Raw genomic sequence first — 18,245 nt, forward strand, 5'->3', positions numbered from 1 at the left:
CAAAACCAGCCTCCGCGTAGTATCAGGTATACCGAGGGTTTCTTGATTGGGGGCGCTTCGCACCCCAACGCGGGGCAAGCCCGCTCGCCACAAGAAACGGGGCCTCCCATATCTTGATTTGCGTACCGCCTGTATTTACTGGGCCAGACGCACCTGCTTCTCCAGTTCGGCCTTCAGGCCGGGCTCCAGCCGGAGCTGGCGGGCCAGTTCGTCGAGGTATGACTTTTCCATGAAGTTTTCCTCGTCCACCAGCATCACGCTGGCGATGTACATCTCGGCGGCCATTTCTGGAGTACCTGCGGCGCGGGCTACATCGGCGGGGTCCAGGGGTTTGTTGAGTTCGGCGTGCAGCCAGCTTTGCAGCTCGAAGTCGTTGTCCAGCTTGGTGAACTCGCCTTCGATCAGCGCGCGCTCGCGATCATCCACATGCCCGTCGGCCTTGGCGGCGGCGACCAGTGCCTTGAGGATGCCCTGGCTATGCTGCTCGACCTGGGCCGGCGGCAGGCGGTCGATGGTCTGCGGTTCGCTCTGCGGCGCGCTGGCCTGCTGCGCCTGCCAGTTGCCGTACGCCTTGTAGGCGATGACGCCCAGGGCAGCCAGCCCGCCGTAGGTCAGCGCCTTGCCGCCAAATTTGCGCGCCTTCTTGTTACCCATCAGCAGGCCCATGGCACCCGCCGCCAACGCGCCACCGCCGGCCCCGCCGAGCAAGCTGCCAAGGCCGCCACTGCCGAGCAGGCCATCCAGGGCGCCCTTTTCATCCGACTTGCGCTGACCGCCCGCCTTTTTCTGCAACATGTCCTGACCAGACTTAAGCAACTGATCGAGCAATCCACGGGTATTCATAAATAGCCTCCAGGCACTAGGGGGTACACAGGACAAACAGACCCCAGCGTAAAACCAAGTGCCAAATTTATTGCCCGCTAGAGTGCTTCCAGATGTAACACCCCACTTGTACTTTGAAGCTTTACAGTCGCCCGCCTGCTAACTTGGAAATGTCTTGTCGCACATGCGAAGCAGGCACAGTGCTATCAATCAATTTTCCTTGTTCATCGAACCGCTTAGGCTATCCGGCGTCTGTTTAATGTCCGTTGCGTTTGGCCGAAGGCATGTCCGAACCGTTATTTCTGATCCATTACGTGCCAGGAACGGCGCGGGATTTGCTCACGACAGGTTGTCTCTATGCATCGCAGGAATTTGCTCAAAGCGTCCATGGCCATTGCGGCTTACACCGGTTTGTCGGCCAGTGGCCTGCTGGCCGCTCAGGCCTGGGCCGGTAACCGTGCCGCCGATGGCAAGGCCGTGGCATTCGATTTTGAAACGCTCAAGGCCCAGGCTAAACAGCTCGCAGGCTCTGCCTACAAAGACACCCGGCAGGTGCTGCCGCCCACGCTGGCGACCATGACCCCGCAAAATTTCAACGCGATTGGCTACGACGGCAATCATTCGCTATGGAAAGAACTGAACGGCCAGTTGGATGTGCAGTTCTTCCACGTCGGCATGGGCTTCAAGACGCCGGTGCGCATGCACAGCGTCGACCCCAAGACCCGCGAAGCCCGTGAGGTGCATTTCCGCCCCTCACTGTTCAACTATGAAAAGACCACGGTGGACACCAAACAACTGACCGGTGACCTGGGGTTTTCCGGCTTCAAGCTGTTCAAGGCGCCGGAGCTGGACCGTCATGACGTGTTGTCGTTTTTGGGCGCCAGCTATTTCCGCGCGGTGGACTCCACCGGCCAGTACGGCCTTTCGGCACGCGGCCTGGCAATTGATACCTACGCGAAAAAGCGCGAGGAATTCCCCGACTTCACCCAGTTCTGGTTCGAGACCCCGGAGAAGAACGCCACGCGCTTCGTGGTCTACGCCCTGCTCGACTCGCCGAGCGCCACGGGTGCCTATCGCTTCGATATCGACTGTCAGGCCAACCAGGTGGTGATGGCGATCGACGCGCATATCAACGCGCGTACCGCCATCGAACAACTGGGCATCGCGGCGATGACCAGCATGTTCAGCTGTGGCACCCATGAACGGCGCATGTGCGACACCATTCACCCGCAAATCCACGACTCGGACCGCCTGGCGATGTGGCGCGGTAACGGCGAGTGGGTGTGCCGCCCGCTGAACAACCCGGCCAAGCTGCAATTCAACGCATTCGCCGACACCGACCCAAAAGGGTTTGGCCTGGTGCAGACCGACCACGAGTTCGCCAGCTATCAGGACACCGTGGACTGGTACAGCAAGCGTCCAAGCCTGTGGGTGGAACCGACCACCGCCTGGGGCGAAGGCTCGATCGACCTGCTGGAAATCCCCACCACCGGAGAGACCCTGGACAATATCGTGGCCTTCTGGACCCCGAAAAAGCCCGTCGCTGCCGGTGACTCCCTCAATTATGGCTACAAACTGTACTGGAGCGCCCTGCCCCCGGTCAGCACGCCGTTGGCGCAGGTCGACGCCACCCGTTCCGGCATGGGCGGCTTTACCGAAGGCTGGGCACCCGGCGAGCATTACCCCGAAGTGTGGGCGCGGCGCTTTGCAGTGGACTTCAAGGGCGGCGGCCTGGACCGCCTGCCGGCCGGCACCGGCATCGAGCCAGTGGTGACCTGCTCCCATGGTGAGGTGAAGGATTTCAGCGTGCTGGTGCTCGACAACATCAAGGGTTACCGCATCCTGTTCGACTGGTACCCCACCAGCGACAGCGTGGAGCCGGTGGAGCTGCGCCTGTTTATCCGCACCCAGGACCGCACCTTGAGTGAAACCTGGCTGTACCAGTACTTCCCGCCTGCGCCGGACAAACGCAAGTACACGTGAGGCGCCGATTATAAACAGGGGAACGGGTTTGCCCGCGATAGCGATGAGTCAGTCGTTCATGTCGCAACTGGTCTACCGTCATCGCGGGCAAGTCGAATCGTCGCACCGCCGCTCCTACATTTGATTTTCGCTGGTTTTAAAAGCGCGACACACTCTTCATTGCCCCAACCAGATACCGCATCGCCACCTGATCGTTTTCGGTCAGGGCGCGATACTGCGCCAGCAATTCAGCCTCGTCCGAACTCAACCTGTGACCACGCTGGGACATTCTGCGGGTCAGATAAGACGCCACCGCACCCGCTACACCATAGGACTTGGCCATGACCTGATTCTCCTGATAACGATCAAATACTCCTTGTGCCCATTTTTTGTCTGCCATGAAGTGCAATCCCTTCGCGGGCAAACCGACTGACTTCTCGGGCCAGAAACCAGACTTACCCTAAGCGTAGAAACAATCTCGTCACGTGTGGGATTTTTTTAGAGTATTCACTTAAAAAAATGCTTCGGTAACAAATACCTACAGCCGAATCCCACATTCCAGACACAAAAAAACCCACCGGGTCAGGGTGGGTTTCGGTGCCGTCTGCGTGGAATCAATCGCGCAGATCAGATTCATGGATCGGCTGGTCGCGATGGGTCGCGCGTTGATACTGCGCCGGCCAGGTCGCCTTGCGTCCGCCCAGGTCGTCATCGGCATGCAGCGGCCAGTACGGGTCGCGCAGCAGTTCACGGGCGAGGAAGATCAGGTCGGCCTGGCAGGTGCGCAGGATATGCTCGGCCTGGGCCGGCTCGGTGATCATGCCAACGGTGCCGGTGGCAATCCCGGACTCCTTGCGCACACGCTCGGCAAAACGCGTCTGGTAGCCGGGGCCCGTAGGGATTTCAGCGTTGGCGGCGGTGCCGCCGGAGGAGACGTCGATCAGGTCGACGCCCAGGTCCTTCAGGCGCCGCGCCAGCTCCACGGTTTCATCAGGGTTCCAGCCGTCCTCCACCCAGTCGGTGGCCGACACGCGCACAAACAGCGGTAGTTCTTGAGGCCAGACTTCGCGTACCGCGCGGGTCACTTCGAGCACCAGGCGGATACGGTTTTCGAAGGAGCCGCCGTACTGGTCGCGCCGCTGGTTACTGATGGGCGAGAGAAACTGGTGCAGCAAGTAGCCGTGGGCGGCGTGGATTTCCACCACCTCGAAACCCGCCGTCAACGCGCGCCTGGCGGCTGCCACGAAATCGGCGATCACTTGCTGGATCTGCCCTTCGTCCAGCGGCGTGGGCTGGGTGTGCTGAGGGTCGAACGCGATCGGCGAGGGCCCCACCGGCACCCAGCCGCCGTCTTCCGGCTTGACGCTGCCATGCTTGCCGATCCACGGGCGGTGAGTGCTGGCCTTGCGTCCGGCATGGCCCAGCTGGATACCGGCCACCGCGCCCTGGGCCGCAATGAACCGGGTGATGCGCTGCAGCGGCTCGATCTGTGCGTCGTTCCACAGTCCCAAATCCTGGGCGGTGATACGGCCATCGGCGGTCACGGCGGTGGATTCGGTAAAGATCAGCCCGGCGCCGCCCACCGCGCGACTGCCGAGGTGGACCAGATGCCAGTCGTTGGCCAGGCCATCGGCGCTGGAGTACTGGCACATCGGCGAGACCACGATGCGATTGAGCAGGGTCAGTTGGCGCAGGGCATAGGGTTCGAGCAATTGACTCATGGCGCACCTCTTGCGGGATCTGTAGGCACATCAACGGTGCCTGGAGCCTAGTCGACAACCGCCCGTCACACAGGGTTCAGAAGTAAAGACGGGAGCCGATTGCCGGCTCCCGCGGTACGGCCGTCTACATTTCGACCTGGGTGCCCAGCTCGATCACGCGATTGACCGGGAGTTTGAAGAAGCGCAGGTTGCCGTTGGCGTTCTTCAACATGAAGGCGAACAGCGCTTCGCGCCAACGCGCCATGCCCTTGATGCGCGAGGCGATCACGGTTTCGCGGCTGAGAAAATACGTGGTGCGCATCGGGCTGAAATCCAGCTCTTCCAGATGACAAAGCTTCAGCGCCTGGGGCACATCCGGCTCGTCGGTAAAACCAAAGTGCAGGATCACCCGGAAGAAACCTTCACCGTAGGCATCCACCTCGAAGCGCCGGGCGGCAGGTACGCGCGGAATGTCCTCGTAGACCACCGTCAGCAACACCACCTGCTCATGCAGCACCTGGTTGTGCAGCAGGTTGTGCAGCAGCGCATGGGGCGTTGCGTCCGGCCGCGCGGTAAGAAACACCGCCGTGCCCTGTACGCGGTGAGGCGGTTGCACGCGAATGCTGTTGATAAAGATCGGCAGCGGCAGGCCACCCTCGTCGAGGCGCTCCACCAGCAACTGCTTGCCGCGCTTCCACGTCGTCATCAACACGAACAGCACGATCCCCGCGAGCACCGGGAAGGCGCCGCCCTGGATGATCTTCGGCACGTTGGCGGCAAAATACAGCCCGTCCACCAACAGGCAGCAGAGCAATACCGGCACGGCCAGTATCGGTGGCCATTTCCACAGCAGCAGCATCACCGCCGACACGAGGATGGTGGTCATCAGCATGGTGCCGGTCACGGCCACTCCGTAGGCCGAGGCCAACGCGTTGGAGGATTCGAAGCCCAGCACCAGCAGGATCACACCGACCATCAGCGACCAGTTCACCGCACCGATATAGATCTGGCCCTGCTCGGCGCTGGAGGTGTGCTGGATGTGCATGCGCGGGATGTAACCCAGCTGGATCGCCTGGCGCGTCAACGAGAACGCGCCGGAAATTACCGCCTGGGAGGCAATCACCGTGGCCAGGGTGGACAGCACCACCAGCGGGATCAGCGCCCAGCTCGGCGCCAGCAGGTAGAAGGGGTTGCGCGCGGCTTCAGGGTCGCCCAGCAGCATGGCGCCCTGGCCGAAATAATTGAGCACCAGCGCCGGCAGCACCAAAATGAACCAGGCGCGGGCGATGGGCTTGCGCCCAAAGTGGCCCATGTCGGCGTACAGCGCTTCGGCACCGGTCAACGCCAGCACCACTGCGCCCAGAATCGCCACGCCGATGCCGGGGTGCGCCTCGAAGAAACGTACGGCCCACATCGGGTTCAACGCACTGAGCACTTCCGGGTGCAGGGTGATGCCATACACACCAAGGCCGCCGAGCACCAGAAACCAGGTCACCATCACCGGCCCGAACAGCTTGCCGATGCGGTCGGTGCCGTGTTTCTGGATCAGGAACAGCGCCACCAGCACCACCAGCGCGATGGGCACCACCCACTTATCCACGCCGTCGAACGCCAGCTCCAGGCCTTCCACGGCCGACAGCACCGAGATCGCCGGAGTGATCATGCTGTCGCCATAGAACAACGCCGCACCGCACAGGCCACAGACCACGAGGAAACTGCGCAACTTCTTGCGCTCCCCCGCCGCACGTCGCGCCAGCGCGGTCAGGGCCATGATGCCGCCCTCGCCCTGGTTGTCGGCGCGCAGCACGAACAGCATGTACTTGATCGACACGACCCAGATCAGCGACCAGAAAATCAGCGCCAGGATCCCCAACACACCGTCATGGTTGACCTGCACCCCATAACCGCCAGTGAATACTTCCTTGAGGGTATAAAGTGGACTGGTCCCGATATCGCCATAAACCACCCCGACCGCCGCCACCAGCATGCCTATCGGCTTGGTGTTTGAATGCTCGGCACCCGCCGCCTGACTACTTGCCTGACCCATCAACCACTCCTGCCCTTAGACCTGCGGCCATTTATAAACAACGCACCTGAGCGGACCCTAGCATGCGCCGTTTAACTTCTCGTAACAGACGTTTTATTGACTCACGGGACCGGCCCGTGAGTAGAGGCGCGAAGCATAGCGCAGCACTCGTCGCATTTCCCCGCATAAAGCTGGTCAACTGCGCCGCCCATCGCTAGAATTGCGCACTTTTTGATCAGAGGCACACCAAGTGCCCGGCAACCGCCTTGTCGTGCCCGACTGGCGGTGTCATTCAATACCGAGGTTAGACATGTCCACCACCATCGCAAAGGCCAACCCCAAGGTTGGCTTTGTTTCCCTGGGTTGCCCGAAGGCTCTGGTCGACTCCGAACGCATCCTCACGCAACTGCGCATGGAAGGCTATGACGTGGTGTCCACCTATCAGGACGCTGACGTGGTGGTGGTCAACACTTGTGGCTTTATCGATTCGGCCAAGGCGGAGTCGCTGGAAGTGATTGGCGAGGCCATCAAGGAAAACGGCAAGGTCATCGTGACCGGCTGCATGGGCGTGGAAGAAGGCAATATCCGCAACGTGCACCCCAGCGTGCTGGCGGTGACCGGTCCGCAGCAGTATGAGCAGGTGGTCAACGCCGTGCACGAGGTGGTGCCGCCGCGTCAGGACCATAATCCGCTGATCGACCTGGTGCCGCCTCAAGGCATCAAGCTGACGCCGCGTCACTATGCGTACCTGAAGATTTCCGAAGGCTGCAACCACAGCTGCAGCTTCTGCATCATCCCGTCGATGCGCGGCAAGCTGGTCAGCCGTCCGGTGGGCGATGTTCTCGACGAGGCCCAGCGCCTGGTCAAATCCGGCGTCAAAGAGCTGTTGGTGATCTCCCAGGACACCAGCGCCTACGGCGTCGATGTGAAATACCGCACCGGTTTCTGGAACGGCGCGCCGGTGAAAACCCGCATGACCGAACTGTGCGAAGCCCTCAGCAGCCTGGGTGTGTGGGTTCGCCTGCACTACGTCTACCCTTACCCGCATGTGGACGAGCTGATTCCGTTGATGGCCGCCGGCAAGATCCTGCCGTACCTGGACATTCCGTTCCAGCACGCCAGCCCCAGGGTGCTCAAGGCGATGAAACGCCCGGCGTTCGAAGACAAGACCCTGGCGCGTATCAAGAACTGGCGCGAGATCTGCCCGGAACTGATCATCCGGTCGACCTTCATCGTTGGCTTCCCCGGCGAAACCGAGGAAGACTTCCAGTACCTGCTGGACTGGCTGACTGAAGCGCAGCTGGACCGCGTCGGCTGCTTCCAGTATTCGCCGGTGGAAGGTGCTCCGGCCAATCTGCTGGACCTGGCCGTGGTGCCGGACGACGTCAAGCAAGACCGTTGGGAGCGTTTCATGGCGCATCAGCAGGCGATCAGCTCGGCGCGCCTGCAACTGCGCATCGGCAAGGAAATCGAAGTGCTGATCGACGAAGTCGACGAGCAAGGCGCAGTTGGCCGCTGCTTCTTCGATGCGCCGGAAATCGACGGTAACGTGTTTATCGACGACGCCAGCGGCCTTAAGCCGGGCGACAAGGTCTGGTGCACCGTGACCGATGCCGACGAGTACGACCTGTGGGCCGAAAAGCGCGACTAATTCTGTAAAGAAATACAAAAGCCCCGCCTCTGAACAAGAGGCGGGGCTTTTTTGGGTCTATTGTTTTGCCCATAAAGGGCAGAGAGAGGCAAGGAGCAGCGGACATGCGTGAGCATTCGGTCATCCATACACCCAACACCACTGACTACGTGGAGTTGACGCGCATCTGGGAAGACTCCGTGCGGGCCACCCACGATTTTCTGCCGGACAGTTACATTGTGCTGCTGAAAAACCTGGTGCTCACCCGCTACCTCGATGCGGTGATGCTGGTGTGCACCCGAGACACCCGCCAGCGCATCACCGGGTTTGCCGGCGTGGCGGCGGGCAAGGTCGAAATGCTGTTTATCGACCCGCAACACCGAGGCCAGGGTCTGGGCCGTCAATTGCTGCGTTACGCAATCGAGCATTTGAATGCCCAAGCGCTTGATGTGAATGAGCAAAACCCCGAGGCACTCGGGTTTTACCTCAAGCAGGGTTTTGAGGTGGTCGGCCGCACGGCCCATGACGGCCTGGGCCAGCCCTACCCGTTGCTGCATCTGCGTTTGCGTGAGCGACCCATGGCAAGCCAGCCGCCACATTTTCAAGCGAGCTGAAATGGGACCGGGATTAACCGGCGCCAGGCAGGTACAATAGGCGCCCCATTTTGTTACGGCCCTTGTCATGACCGACCCCATACGCCTCTCCAAACGCCTTATCGAACTGGTCGGCTGCTCCCGTCGGGAGGCTGAGCTGTTTATCGAAGGCGGTTGGGTCTCGGTGGACGGTGAAGTGATCGACGAGCCGCAGTTCAAGGTCACCACGCAAAAAGTCGAACTGGACCCGGACGCCAAGGCCACCGTGCCGGAGCCGGTGACCATTCTGCTGCACGCGCCAGCCGGCGTGGATGCCGAAACGGCGATGGCCTCGATCAGCGCCGAGACGCTGTCCGAAGAACACCGTTTCAGCAAGCGTCCGCTCAAGGGCCACTTCTTGCGCCTGACCGCAAGCGCTGACCTGCAAGCCAAAGCCAGTGGCCTGCTGGTGTTCACCCAGGACTGGAAGATCCTGCGCAAGCTGACCGCCGATGCCGCCAAGATCGAGCAGGAGTATGTGGTGGAGGTCGAAGGCGACATGGTTGCCCACGGCCTCAACCGTCTGAACCACGGCCTGACGTACAAGGGCAAGGAATTGCCGCCGGTCAAGGCCAGTTGGCAGAACGAAAACCGCCTGCGCTTTGCGATGAAAAATCCGCAACCGGGCGTGATCGCGCTGTTCTGCGAAGCCGTTGGTCTGAAGGTGGTCGCCATTCGCCGCATCCGCATCGGCGGCGTGTCCATTGGCAAGGTGCCGGTAGGCCAGTGGCGCTATCTGTCCGGCAAAGAGAAGTTCTAAAACGCCGTTCCCCTTTTCTCGACACCGCCTGATGGGCGGTGTCCTCAGTTGAATACCAGGATTGCTCACCATGATTCACAACGACGTACTGCGCAGCGTGCGCTACATGCTCGACATCAGCGACAACAAGATGGTCGAGATTATCAAGATCGGCGGCATGGACGTGACCAAGGAAGACCTGCTGACCTACCTCAAGAAAGACGAGGAAGAAGGCTTTGTGTTCTGCCCGGACGACGTCATGGCGCACTTCCTCGATGGTTTGGTGATCTTCAAGCGTGGCAAGGACGAAAGCCGTCCACCGCAACCGATCGAAACGCCGGTCACCAATAACATCATCCTCAAGAAACTGCGCGTGGCCTTCGAACTCAAGGAAGACGACATGCACGCCATCCTCAAGGCCGCCGAGTTTCCAGTGTCCAAGCCGGAGCTGAGCGCACTGTTTCGCAAGTTCGGGCACACCAACTATCGCCCGTGCGGCGACCAGCTGCTGCGCAATTTCCTCAAGGGCCTGACGCTGCGGGTTCGTGCGTAAGCCATGACTTACAACGTCTCGCCTGTCGGCTTCGTGCGCTCCTGCTTCAAGGAGAAGTTCGCCATTCCGCGCCAACCGCAATTGGCGCCTGCGGCACGGGGCGTGTTGGAACTGGTGGCGCCGTTCGACAAGGGTGAGGCGGTGCAGGGCCTGGAGCAAGTCAGCCATGTGTGGTTGCTGTTTGTGTTCCATCAAGCACTGGAAGACAAGCCGCGCCTCAAAGTGCGGCCGCCGCGCCTGGGCGGCAACGCGTCCATGGGCGTGTTCGCCACCCGCGCCACCCATCGGCCCAATGGCATCGGCCAGTCGGTGGTGAAGCTGGACAAGGTGGAAGCGGGCCGGCTGTGGATTTCCGGGATCGATCTGCTCGACGGCACGCCAGTGCTGGATATCAAGCCGTATGTGCCGTATGCCGACATCATCGACACCGCCACCAACAACGTCGCCAGCGCTGCGCCGCAGCTGATTGGCGTGCAGTGGCTCAAGACTGCGTTGCAACAGGCGCAAGGCCATGCCCAGCGCCTGGACGAACCGTTGGTGGAACTGGTTGAGCAGTGTCTGGCGCAGGACCCGAGGCCGGCGTATCAGGTGCCAACGTCAGAGCGCGAATATGGGGCGCAGTTCTGGGATGTGGATGTGCGTTGGCACTATCCGGAGCCTGGGATGATTTGCGTGCTGGAAGTGCTGCCGGCTCAATAGCACGCAAACCAGATGTGGGAGGGGGCTTGCTCCCGATCGCGGCGTGTCAGTCACTGTCTCGGTTGACTGACCTACCGTAATCGGGAGCAAGCCCCCTCCCACATTTTTGGTTGTGCGTTTGTCAGTGGCGCGGAATTACTTTTCGACGAACGCGCGTTCGATCAGGTAATCACCCGGCTCACGCATGCGTGGCGAAACCTTCAGACCGAAGCTGTTCAGCACTTCGCTGGTTTCGTCCAACATGCTCGGACTGCCGCACAGCATGGCGCGGTCGTCCTCGGGGTTGATCGGCGGCAGGCCGATGTCGGTGAACAGCTTGCCGCTGCGCATCAGGTCAGTCAGGCGACCTTCGTTTTCGAACGGCTCGCGGGTCACAGTCGGGTAGTAGATCAACTTGTCACGCAGGGCCTCGCCGAAGAATTCGTTCTGCGGCAGATGCTCGGTGATGAATTCGCGGTAGGCGACTTCGTTGACGTAACGCACGCCGTGGCACAGGATCACTTTTTCGAAACGCTCGTAGGTTTCCGGGTCCTGGATCACGCTCATGAAGGGCGCCAGGCCAGTACCGGTGCTGAGCAGGTACAGGTGTTTGCCAGGCTTCAGATCGTCAAGCACCAGGGTGCCCGTCGGTTTCTTGCTGATGATGATCTCGTCGCCTTCCTTCAAGTGCTGCAATTGGGAGGTCAGCGGGCCATCGGGCACCTTGATGCTGAAGAACTCCAGATGCTCTTCCCAGTTTGGGCTGGCAATGGAGTAAGCGCGCATGAGCGGGCGGCCGTTGGGCTGTTGCAGGCCGATCATCACGAACTGACCGTTCTCGAAGCGCAGGCCCGGATCGCGGGTGCACTTGAAGCTGAACAGAGTGTCGTTCCAGTGATGAACACTGAGGACACGCTCGTGGTTCATGTTGCTCATGTACGGGGGACTCCTGGAGATGGGTCTGCGCCAAAGGTGTGGATGCGCAATTGCACAGCATTCTAATGGCGGCGACAATATCTGTTAACTGGATTATTAAGATAAGGGTTATCGGTTATATCGATATGCGATTTACTCTCCGTCAACTGCAAGTTTTCGTCGCCGTCGCCCAGCAGGAAAGCGTTTCGCGCGCTGCTGGCCTTCTGGCCTTATCGCAATCCGCCGCCAGCACTTCGATCACTGAGCTGGAGCGTCAATCCAGCTGCCAATTGTTCGACCGCGCCGGCAAACGCCTGAGTCTCAATGCGCTCGGCCATCAACTGTTGCCCCAGGCAGTGGCGCTGCTGGACCAGGCCAAGGAGATTGAGGACCTGCTCAACGGCAAGTCCGGCTTCGGCTCCCTGGCGGTCGGCGCGACCCTGACCATCGGTAACTACCTGGCTACCCTGCTGATCGGCAGCTTCATGCAGCAGCACCCCGAGAGTCAGGTGAAGCTGCATGTGCAGAACACGGCCAACATCGTGCATCAGGTGGCGCACTACGAAATTGACCTGGGTCTGATCGAAGGCGACTGCAGCCACCCTGATATCGAAGTGCAAACCTGGGTGGAGGATGAACTGGTGGTGTTTTGCGCGCCGCAACATCACCTGGCCAAACGGGGCACGGCAAGCCTGGATGAGCTGACCCGCGAGGCGTGGATTCTGCGCGAACAAGGCTCTGGCACGCGCCTGACCTTCGACCAAGCCATGCGCCATCACCGCAGCACGTTGAATATTCGCCTGGAGCTGGAACACACCGAAGCGATCAAACGCGCGGTGGAGTCGGGTTTGGGGATTGGCTGTATCTCGCGCCTGGCGCTGCGCGACGCGTTTCGCCGCGGCAGCCTGGTGCCGGTGGAAACACCGGATCTGGACCTGGCCCGGCAGTTCTACTTCATCTGGCATAAACAGAAATACCAGACCTCGGCGATGCGCGAGTTTCTGGAGCTGTGCCGCGCGTTCACCGCAGGCGTTCAGCGCAGCGACGAGATCGTGCTGCCGAGCATCGCCTGAGGGTCAGACGAGGATCACGCCCCACACCAGCGCAATCATCGTCAGCGCCACAAATTGCGCGGCGCTGCCCATGTCCTTGGCGTTTTTCGACAGGGGATGGAGGTCCAGGGAAATACGGTCGATGGCCGCTTCAACCGCCGAATTGAGCAACTCGACGATCAAAGCCAGCAAGCACACGGCAATCATCAGCGCCCGCTCGACCCGGCTGACATTCAGGAAAAAGCTCAGTGGCACCAGAACGACGTTGAGTAGCACCAACTGACGAAAGGCTGCCTCACCGGTGAAGGCTGCGCGCAGGCCATCCAGGGAATAACCCCCAGCGTTGAAGATACGTTTGATACCGGTTTGACCCTTGAAAGGCGACATAGATATAGGCAACTGAACCAAAGAAGTGGGGAAGCTAGATCACGCAAAGTCAAAAAAGCGTGAAGCGGTAACAGCTTAATGCTGAGAAATTGACTCAAGTTGTTGCAAGAGCAACGCCGCCTGGGTTCGCGTACGCACCCCAAGTTTGCGAAAGATCGCCGTGACGTGGGCCTTGATCGTCGCTTCCGACACGCTCAGCTCGTAGGCAATCTGCTTGTTCAGCAGACCTTCGCAGACCATGGTCAATACGCGGAACTGCTGGGGCGTCAGGCTCGCCAGACCATCGCGGGCAGCCTTGGCTTCGTCGGACACGTTGATTTCTTCAAACGCTTGCGGCGGCCACGACACATCACCGTCCAATACCGTGCGCACAGCCTGCTGAATGTCTTCCATCGCGCTGGACTTGGGTATGAAGCCGCTGGCACCGAACTCCTTGGAGCGCACCACCACATCGGCGTCCTCCTGAGCCGAGACCATCACCACGGGGATCTGCGGATACTGGCCACGCAGCAGCACCAGCCCCGAAAAGCCATAGGCGCCCGGCATGTTCAGGTCGAGCAGCACCAGGTCCCAGTCGGCTTTTTCGGTGAGGCGCGCCTCCAGTTCGGCAATGCTGGCCACTTCGACCAGGCGAACATCAGGACCCAGGCCCAGAGTGACGGCCTGATGCAGCGCACTGCGAAACAGCGGATGGTCATCGGCTATCAGGATTTCGTATGTGGCCATTGATTAAATGATCCTGTTTTTATGGGGCCCCTGATCGGCGCCCGGCTTGCCCAGCGCTGCCTGGAGGGTCAAGCACTACGCCGCGGGCATTTTAGCGGGTTGTAGCGTTACCTTGCCATCATGGCTTTGCCATCGGTACAAAGGGCGCAAGGCGCGTGTGGGCGTCGTCGGTCGGGTCCAGTGGCAACTGGAATTTGGCGGCCAGGTAATGGGTGCTGAACACGTCGAGGTAGGCGTCGAGCACTTCGCTGGCGGCCAGGTCGTCGGCCAGCTCCAGGCACAGGGCTGCGACTTCGGCCGTGCAGAAATGATCATCACGCTTGGAACGCCGCAGCTTGTAGCGCGACAGCTGTTCCGGCGCCAGGCTCAGCACCGGCAGACGCTCCAGATACGGGCTCTTGCGAAACATCTTGCGCGCTTCGCTCCAGGTGCCGTCCAGCAGGATGAACAACGGGCGCTTGCCCTCCTCCACGCGAACTTCGCTGACCACACGCTCAGGCGTCACGAACTCACCGGGAAACACGATGTAGGGTTGCCACTGCGGGTCGGCCAACAAGGTGAGCAAACCCTGATCGACCTCAGTGCGCGACCAGGCGAATGCTGTGGTGTCGCGAATGACATCCGCAATCAGCCAGCCAGTGTTGCTGGGTTTCATCGGTTCAACATCGTGCATCAACAGGCACATGGCCGACCGGGCCTGGACCTCTGGTCGCCAGGCGCACAGACAATACTCGGGAATCACACGGCAGTTGGGGCAACGTTCAGCGCGCGAACCACGGTTGAGGAAGGGTCGCACGGCTCGCGCCAGGCGCTCGGTGCGCAGGCGGAAAACGGCGTGGCTCATCGGGTGCGCCACAAAATCGGGTCAATCGACACGGGAAAAACTCGTGGAAGGCAAAAGTGGCCGCAGTTTACCAGCGATACGCCTGGCTGTAGTGGCCAGGGCTCACCTATAATCGCGCGCCACTGAACGCACGGCCCTGTGGCGGGTCTATGCACCAGTAACCGAATCAGGAGAGTTTCATGCTGCGTTCCATGCTGCGCCTTGCTGCCCCGTCCATCGCCCTCGCGCTGGTGCTGCCTGTTGGCGCCCAGGCGGCCTCGCTGCTGGAGGCCCAAATGAACAGGAAGCTGCAAAGCGTCGCGGCTGAAAGCAACAAGGACCTGCCCCGGGAAATTGACGAAAAAACCCTGGAAGTGGCCTACACCGTTGAAGGCATGCAGCTGATCGATCACCTCAGCGTACTGCCTGACCGCGCCGAACAGATGCGCGCCAACCCCAAGGCTGTGTATTTCCAGCTGGGCCAGAGCGTGTGCCTCAATCCGGGTTACCGCGAACTGATGGCCAAGGGCGCCGTCATGCGCTACGAGATTACCGAGAACAAGACCAACCGCCCTGTGGCGTCGGTCAAGTTCGTGGAAGCCGATTGCCCGGCACCGACTGCCGCTAAAAAGAAAAAGTAAGCCCTGCTTGCTCTCCTCGTGCCCAGGTCCCTGGGCGCGTGACTCCCCGCGTCAGTTTCTCCCGCCCAGCCAGACGCTTGCCTGACCGCCAATAAGCGGTTGCCAGCCAAGGGTTTTTCGGCCCATGATCAAGCCATCCCATCCTTTCGCTCGCAGCAGTCTCACTGCTGTTCTGTCATATTTTCAGGGCAAAAAAGGAGAAGTTGAATGCCTTATGAATCGAATGAGCTTCTATTACGGCACTTTGAAGAAAACGGGACCGATCTCACGCAACAGGTCGACGCGCAGCTCCAACTGATCGCCCCCAACAGCCAGAATATTGCGCTATATCGCGACATGATTCTTACTGTGCTGCGCATGGCACAAGACGACCGGGACCGCTGGAACGCCAAAATCACCCTGCGCGCTATCAGGGAGCTGGATCACGCCTTTCGCGTGCTGGAACAGTTCAAAGGCCGGCGCAAGGTGACAGTGTTCGGCTCAGCCCGTACGCCGATGGAAAGTCCGTTGTACGCACTTGCTCGGGAAGTCGGCGCCGCGCTGGCGAGCTCGGACCTGATGGTCATCACCGGCGGCGGTGGCGGCATCATGGCCGCAGCACATGAAGGCGCAGGCCTGGAGCACAGCCTAGGGTTCAACATTACCCTGCCGTTTGAACAGCACGCCAATCCGACCATCGATGGCACCGATAACCTGCTGTCCTTCCATTTCTTTTTTACCCGCAAACTGTTCTTCGTCAAGGAGGCCGATGCGCTGGTACTGTGCCCAGGCGGGTTCGGCACGCTGGATGAAGCGCTGGAGGTGTTGACCTTGATCCAGACCGGCAAAAGCCCGCTGGTACCCGTGGTGCTGCTGGATGCGCCGGGGGGCGGTTTCTGGCAAGGCGCCCTGGACTTTATCCGCAGCCAGCTGGAAGCCAACCGCTATATCCTGCCCACAGACCTCAAGCTGTTGCGGTTGGTGTACAGCGCAGAAGAAGCCGTGGAAGAAATCAATCAGTTCTATGCCAACTTCCATTCCACACGCTGGCTGAAGCGGGAATTTGTGTTGCGCATGCATCACGCTCTCAGCGAACGCGCAATGACTCACCTGCAGGATGAGTTCGCCAGTCTGCGCTTGAGCGGCGAATTCCAGCAACATGCCTACACCGGGGAAGATCATGATGAGCCGAAGTTCAGCCATCTGACGCGACTGGTGTTCAACTTCAACGGCCGTGATCAAGGCCGTTTGCGTGAGCTGGTGGATTACATCAACTTGCCGGAGAACTGGGCAGAGGCCCAGGGCACGACGCAGCAGAGAGCGGCGCCGGAGCCTGCGTGATTTTTGAGCAAAAAAAAAGGCCCACTATTCTCATAGTGGGCCTTTTCTGCACAGTGCCTTAAATTTTGCCAAATGCATTCATGTGGGAGCAAGCCTCCTCCCACATTTTTACACGCATTATTTGATGGCGGAATTATCAACCGTCTTGATGAGCGCGCCATTCAAATCACGGTAGATATTGAGCTGCGCATTATCGGATTTACGAGTTGCAAGTACATTAATGTCATTTACCGAATCACCGTTCACATCAGACTGGACGGAAACAGCGATAGGTGTCAGCGTGTTACCAGCTGAAAATGGAATATAGGTAACCACACCGTTCGATTTAATAACTTTTACCCCTACAACACCAGAATCCGCATCCGCATAGAGGTTGTAGGTGTCACCGTTGAGCGTGTCGGTATCATAAAGCACATTGTTGCCTACCGGCTCGGCAGCAGTTGTAATTATGATGGCGTCGACATCGGCTCCATCGGTGCCCGGGATTACACTGGTGCTGTTGCTGGTGTCAACCACCTTCACATAAGGATAAGCAAGCACCTTATCGACTTGTCCGTCGATATTGAAACCTACCCAAGAACCTGAACCACCGGATGCCAGGGAGACAATCGTGGGTGTCAGCCTAGTGTAAGACACGCCATTGGCCGAGACGTACACATCAAATGAATCCCACCAGCCAGCCTCATATACGTAGATGTCCACATCTGAAGTGCCATCAGCCTTAAGCGCATTGGGACCCACTTTAAATACTGCGCTGCCACTCTTCCCAAGCGAGAGGTACTTACCATCCGGCGTGCCCACTGCGTTACTTTGAATAGCGCCGTCACCAGATGCCCCACTTCCAGGGCTGTAATCAACGACTGAAGTGACGAATCCCACAGCAGTTCCAGGGGACTCTGCATAGGTAGAGTATTTTTCGGCATGGGCTGCGGCAGACAATAGGCACATAAGCGCGATGATGATCTTCTTCATACTGATTCCTTTCTGTTTCATGGGGACTCCTTTATGGCGGATCAAAGCGATGCTCTGATTTTTTGACTCAACGATTTTCTGAAACAAAAAAGGCCCACTATTTTCATAGTGGGCCTTTTCTGACTGGCACTCTAAATGGCGCCAAGTGTGTTCAAAGTGAGAACGGATTTACCGCCCTCAATATGCTTGTGTGCTATCTAATCGTCCATATCCCGACCGCTTAACAAGCGACTGATCATGTCCATCGAAAAACCGCGATAACTCAAAAAACGCCCTTGCTTCGCACGCTCTCTGGCATCAATCGGCAAATGACCAGAGAACTTGCGACGCCAGGTGTCTTCCAGCTGCGTCTGCCAACTGATACCGCACTCGCGCAAGGCAAGGTCGATATCGGCACGTTGCAGACCACGCTGGCTCAGTTCTTCACGAATTCGCGCAGGACCGTAACCGGAGCGCGCTCGATAAGACACGAAACTTTCGAGATAACGGGATTCAGACAGCAGCCCCTCTTCCGTCAAACGGTCCAGGGCTGTTTCGATCATTTCGGGCTCTGCGCCGCGCTGACGCAATTTACGCGTCAGCTCGACCCGACCATGCTCGCGGCGAGCGAGCAGGTCCATTGCAGTGCGCCGAACGGCGACGAGTGTATCCAGTACAACGGTCATCG

Annotated in this window: 19 protein-coding genes; 9 read left to right on the plus strand and 10 right to left on the minus strand. The window is 59.6% G+C overall.

The window, feature by feature from the left end; genetic code table 11:
- Positions 1–135: 135 nt before the first annotated feature.
- On the minus strand, positions 136–843 hold the full coding sequence (locus tag TU75_RS08260) for a tellurite resistance TerB family protein (protein WP_060548647.1): 708 nt from the start codon (positions 841–843) through the stop codon (positions 136–138).
- Between the two features lie 336 nt (positions 844–1,179).
- On the opposite strand from TU75_RS08260, the gene TU75_RS08265 reads away from it, so the two are divergent.
- Entirely contained in the window at positions 1,180–2,805 is a 1,626-nt protein-coding gene (locus tag TU75_RS08265) for a glucan biosynthesis protein D (protein WP_003231325.1), read from the plus strand.
- A gap of 136 nt (positions 2,806–2,941) precedes the next feature.
- Here TU75_RS08265 and TU75_RS08270 read toward each other — a convergent pair whose 3' ends face one another.
- From TU75_RS08270 to TU75_RS08280, 3 genes are all read right to left on the minus strand, one after another.
- Positions 2,942–3,127: a hypothetical protein gene (locus tag TU75_RS08270; RefSeq protein ID WP_015371376.1), complete on the minus strand. Its 186-nt coding sequence runs from the start codon at positions 3,125–3,127 to the stop codon at positions 2,942–2,944.
- Positions 3,128–3,398: 271 nt separating this feature from the next.
- The gene (locus TU75_RS08275; protein WP_060548648.1) at positions 3,399–4,505 is read right to left on the minus strand and encodes an NADH:flavin oxidoreductase/NADH oxidase; all 1,107 of its coding nucleotides are present in this window, start codon (positions 4,503–4,505) and stop codon (positions 3,399–3,401) included.
- Positions 4,506–4,629: 124 nt separating this feature from the next.
- A complete protein-coding gene (locus TU75_RS08280) occupies positions 4,630–6,531 on the minus strand; it encodes a potassium transporter Kup (RefSeq protein ID WP_003231332.1) in 1,902 nt (633 codons plus the stop codon).
- 289 nt (positions 6,532–6,820) lie between these two features.
- On the opposite strand from TU75_RS08280, the gene rimO reads away from it, so the two are divergent.
- The 5 genes from rimO (at position 6,821) to tsaA (ending at position 10,763) form a co-directional block, all read left to right on the plus strand.
- A complete protein-coding gene (gene rimO / locus TU75_RS08285) occupies positions 6,821–8,161 on the plus strand; it encodes a 30S ribosomal protein S12 methylthiotransferase RimO (protein ID WP_060548649.1) in 1,341 nt (446 codons plus the stop codon).
- Positions 8,162–8,265: 104 nt separating this feature from the next.
- A complete protein-coding gene (locus TU75_RS08290; protein ID WP_003231336.1) occupies positions 8,266–8,754 on the plus strand; it encodes a GNAT family N-acetyltransferase in 489 nt (162 codons plus the stop codon).
- A gap of 67 nt (positions 8,755–8,821) precedes the next feature.
- Positions 8,822–9,532 carry an rRNA pseudouridine synthase gene (locus TU75_RS08295; protein ID WP_003231338.1) on the plus strand — a complete coding sequence of 237 codons (711 nt, stop codon included), beginning with the start codon at positions 8,822–8,824 and terminating at the stop codon, positions 9,530–9,532.
- A gap of 70 nt (positions 9,533–9,602) precedes the next feature.
- Positions 9,603–10,064 (plus strand): YehS family protein, encoded by a 462-nt coding sequence (locus TU75_RS08300; RefSeq protein WP_003231339.1) that lies wholly within the window; start codon positions 9,603–9,605, stop codon positions 10,062–10,064.
- Between the two features lie 3 nt (positions 10,065–10,067).
- Complete coding sequence (gene tsaA, locus TU75_RS08305) at positions 10,068–10,763, plus strand: tRNA (N6-threonylcarbamoyladenosine(37)-N6)-methyltransferase TrmO (protein ID WP_003231341.1); 696 nt, start codon at positions 10,068–10,070, stop codon at positions 10,761–10,763.
- A 135-nt stretch (positions 10,764–10,898) separates the two neighbouring features.
- On the opposite strand, the gene fpr is transcribed toward tsaA, so the two are convergent.
- Positions 10,899–11,678 carry a ferredoxin-NADP reductase gene (fpr, locus tag TU75_RS08310; protein WP_003231344.1) on the minus strand — a complete coding sequence of 260 codons (780 nt, stop codon included), beginning with the start codon at positions 11,676–11,678 and terminating at the stop codon, positions 10,899–10,901.
- A gap of 125 nt (positions 11,679–11,803) precedes the next feature.
- On the opposite strand from fpr, the gene TU75_RS08315 reads away from it, so the two are divergent.
- A complete protein-coding gene (locus tag TU75_RS08315) occupies positions 11,804–12,730 on the plus strand; it encodes a LysR family transcriptional regulator (protein WP_003231346.1) in 927 nt (308 codons plus the stop codon).
- A 3-nt stretch (positions 12,731–12,733) separates the two neighbouring features.
- Here the strand turns inward: TU75_RS08315 and TU75_RS08320 are convergent, their stop codons facing one another.
- The 3 genes from TU75_RS08320 to TU75_RS08330 form a co-directional block, all read right to left on the minus strand.
- Positions 12,734–13,102, minus strand: a complete 369-nt coding sequence (locus TU75_RS08320) for a diacylglycerol kinase (protein WP_173664767.1) — start codon at positions 13,100–13,102, stop codon at positions 12,734–12,736.
- 69 nt (positions 13,103–13,171) lie between these two features.
- Positions 13,172–13,822: a response regulator transcription factor ErdR gene (gene erdR, locus TU75_RS08325; RefSeq protein ID WP_003231349.1), complete on the minus strand. Its 651-nt coding sequence runs from the start codon at positions 13,820–13,822 to the stop codon at positions 13,172–13,174.
- Positions 13,823–13,940: 118 nt separating this feature from the next.
- Positions 13,941–14,666, minus strand: coding sequence for a tRNA-uridine aminocarboxypropyltransferase (locus TU75_RS08330; RefSeq protein ID WP_060548651.1), 726 nt, complete (start codon positions 14,664–14,666; stop codon positions 13,941–13,943).
- A gap of 179 nt (positions 14,667–14,845) precedes the next feature.
- Between TU75_RS08330 and TU75_RS08335 the strand changes: the two genes are divergently transcribed.
- Together TU75_RS08335 and TU75_RS08340 are read left to right on the plus strand one after the other, a co-directional pair.
- Entirely contained in the window at positions 14,846–15,286 is a 441-nt protein-coding gene (locus TU75_RS08335; RefSeq protein WP_057007719.1) for a PA3611 family quorum-sensing-regulated virulence factor, read from the plus strand.
- 207 nt (positions 15,287–15,493) lie between these two features.
- Positions 15,494–16,606: an LOG family protein gene (locus tag TU75_RS08340; RefSeq protein WP_060548652.1), complete on the plus strand. Its 1,113-nt coding sequence runs from the start codon at positions 15,494–15,496 to the stop codon at positions 16,604–16,606.
- Between the two features lie 117 nt (positions 16,607–16,723).
- Here the strand turns inward: TU75_RS08340 and TU75_RS08345 are convergent, their stop codons facing one another.
- A complete protein-coding gene (locus TU75_RS08345) occupies positions 16,724–17,599 on the minus strand; it encodes a hypothetical protein (protein ID WP_060548653.1) in 876 nt (291 codons plus the stop codon).
- A gap of 176 nt (positions 17,600–17,775) precedes the next feature.
- Positions 17,776–18,243 carry a recombination regulator RecX gene (recX, locus tag TU75_RS08350; protein WP_003231357.1) on the minus strand — a complete coding sequence of 156 codons (468 nt, stop codon included), beginning with the start codon at positions 18,241–18,243 and terminating at the stop codon, positions 17,776–17,778.
- Positions 18,244–18,245: the final 2 nt, after the last annotated feature.

This window comes from Pseudomonas poae (genome assembly GCF_001439785.1).
In the GTDB taxonomy this organism is placed as follows: domain Bacteria; phylum Pseudomonadota; class Gammaproteobacteria; order Pseudomonadales; family Pseudomonadaceae; genus Aquipseudomonas; species Aquipseudomonas poae.

Coding starts and splice junctions, on each gene's coding strand:
- TU75_RS08295 (WP_003231338.1), top strand. CDS start 8,822: ATGACCGACCCCATACGCCTCTCCAAACGCCTTATCGAACTGGTCGGC.
- tsaA (WP_003231341.1), top strand. CDS start 10,068: ATGACTTACAACGTCTCGCCTGTCGGCTTCGTGCGCTCCTGCTTCAAG.
- TU75_RS08300 (WP_003231339.1), top strand. CDS start 9,603: ATGATTCACAACGACGTACTGCGCAGCGTGCGCTACATGCTCGACATC.
- rimO (WP_060548649.1), top strand. CDS start 6,821: ATGTCCACCACCATCGCAAAGGCCAACCCCAAGGTTGGCTTTGTTTCC.
- TU75_RS08260 (WP_060548647.1), bottom strand. CDS start 843: ATGAATACCCGTGGATTGCTCGATCAGTTGCTTAAGTCTGGTCAGGAC.
- erdR (WP_003231349.1), bottom strand. CDS start 13,822: ATGGCCACATACGAAATCCTGATAGCCGATGACCATCCGCTGTTTCGC.
- recX (WP_003231357.1), bottom strand. CDS start 18,243: ATGACCGTTGTACTGGATACACTCGTCGCCGTTCGGCGCACTGCAATG.
- TU75_RS08265 (WP_003231325.1), top strand. CDS start 1,180: ATGCATCGCAGGAATTTGCTCAAAGCGTCCATGGCCATTGCGGCTTAC.
- fpr (WP_003231344.1), bottom strand. CDS start 11,678: ATGAGCAACATGAACCACGAGCGTGTCCTCAGTGTTCATCACTGGAAC.
- TU75_RS08275 (WP_060548648.1), bottom strand. CDS start 4,505: ATGAGTCAATTGCTCGAACCCTATGCCCTGCGCCAACTGACCCTGCTC.
- TU75_RS08345 (WP_060548653.1), bottom strand. CDS start 17,599: ATGAAACAGAAAGGAATCAGTATGAAGAAGATCATCATCGCGCTTATG.
- TU75_RS08280 (WP_003231332.1), bottom strand. CDS start 6,531: ATGGGTCAGGCAAGTAGTCAGGCGGCGGGTGCCGAGCATTCAAACACC.
- TU75_RS08335 (WP_057007719.1), top strand. CDS start 14,846: ATGCTGCGTTCCATGCTGCGCCTTGCTGCCCCGTCCATCGCCCTCGCG.
- TU75_RS08315 (WP_003231346.1), top strand. CDS start 11,804: ATGCGATTTACTCTCCGTCAACTGCAAGTTTTCGTCGCCGTCGCCCAG.
- TU75_RS08330 (WP_060548651.1), bottom strand. CDS start 14,666: ATGAGCCACGCCGTTTTCCGCCTGCGCACCGAGCGCCTGGCGCGAGCC.
- TU75_RS08270 (WP_015371376.1), bottom strand. CDS start 3,127: ATGGCCAAGTCCTATGGTGTAGCGGGTGCGGTGGCGTCTTATCTGACC.
- TU75_RS08290 (WP_003231336.1), top strand. CDS start 8,266: ATGCGTGAGCATTCGGTCATCCATACACCCAACACCACTGACTACGTG.
- TU75_RS08340 (WP_060548652.1), top strand. CDS start 15,494: ATGCCTTATGAATCGAATGAGCTTCTATTACGGCACTTTGAAGAAAAC.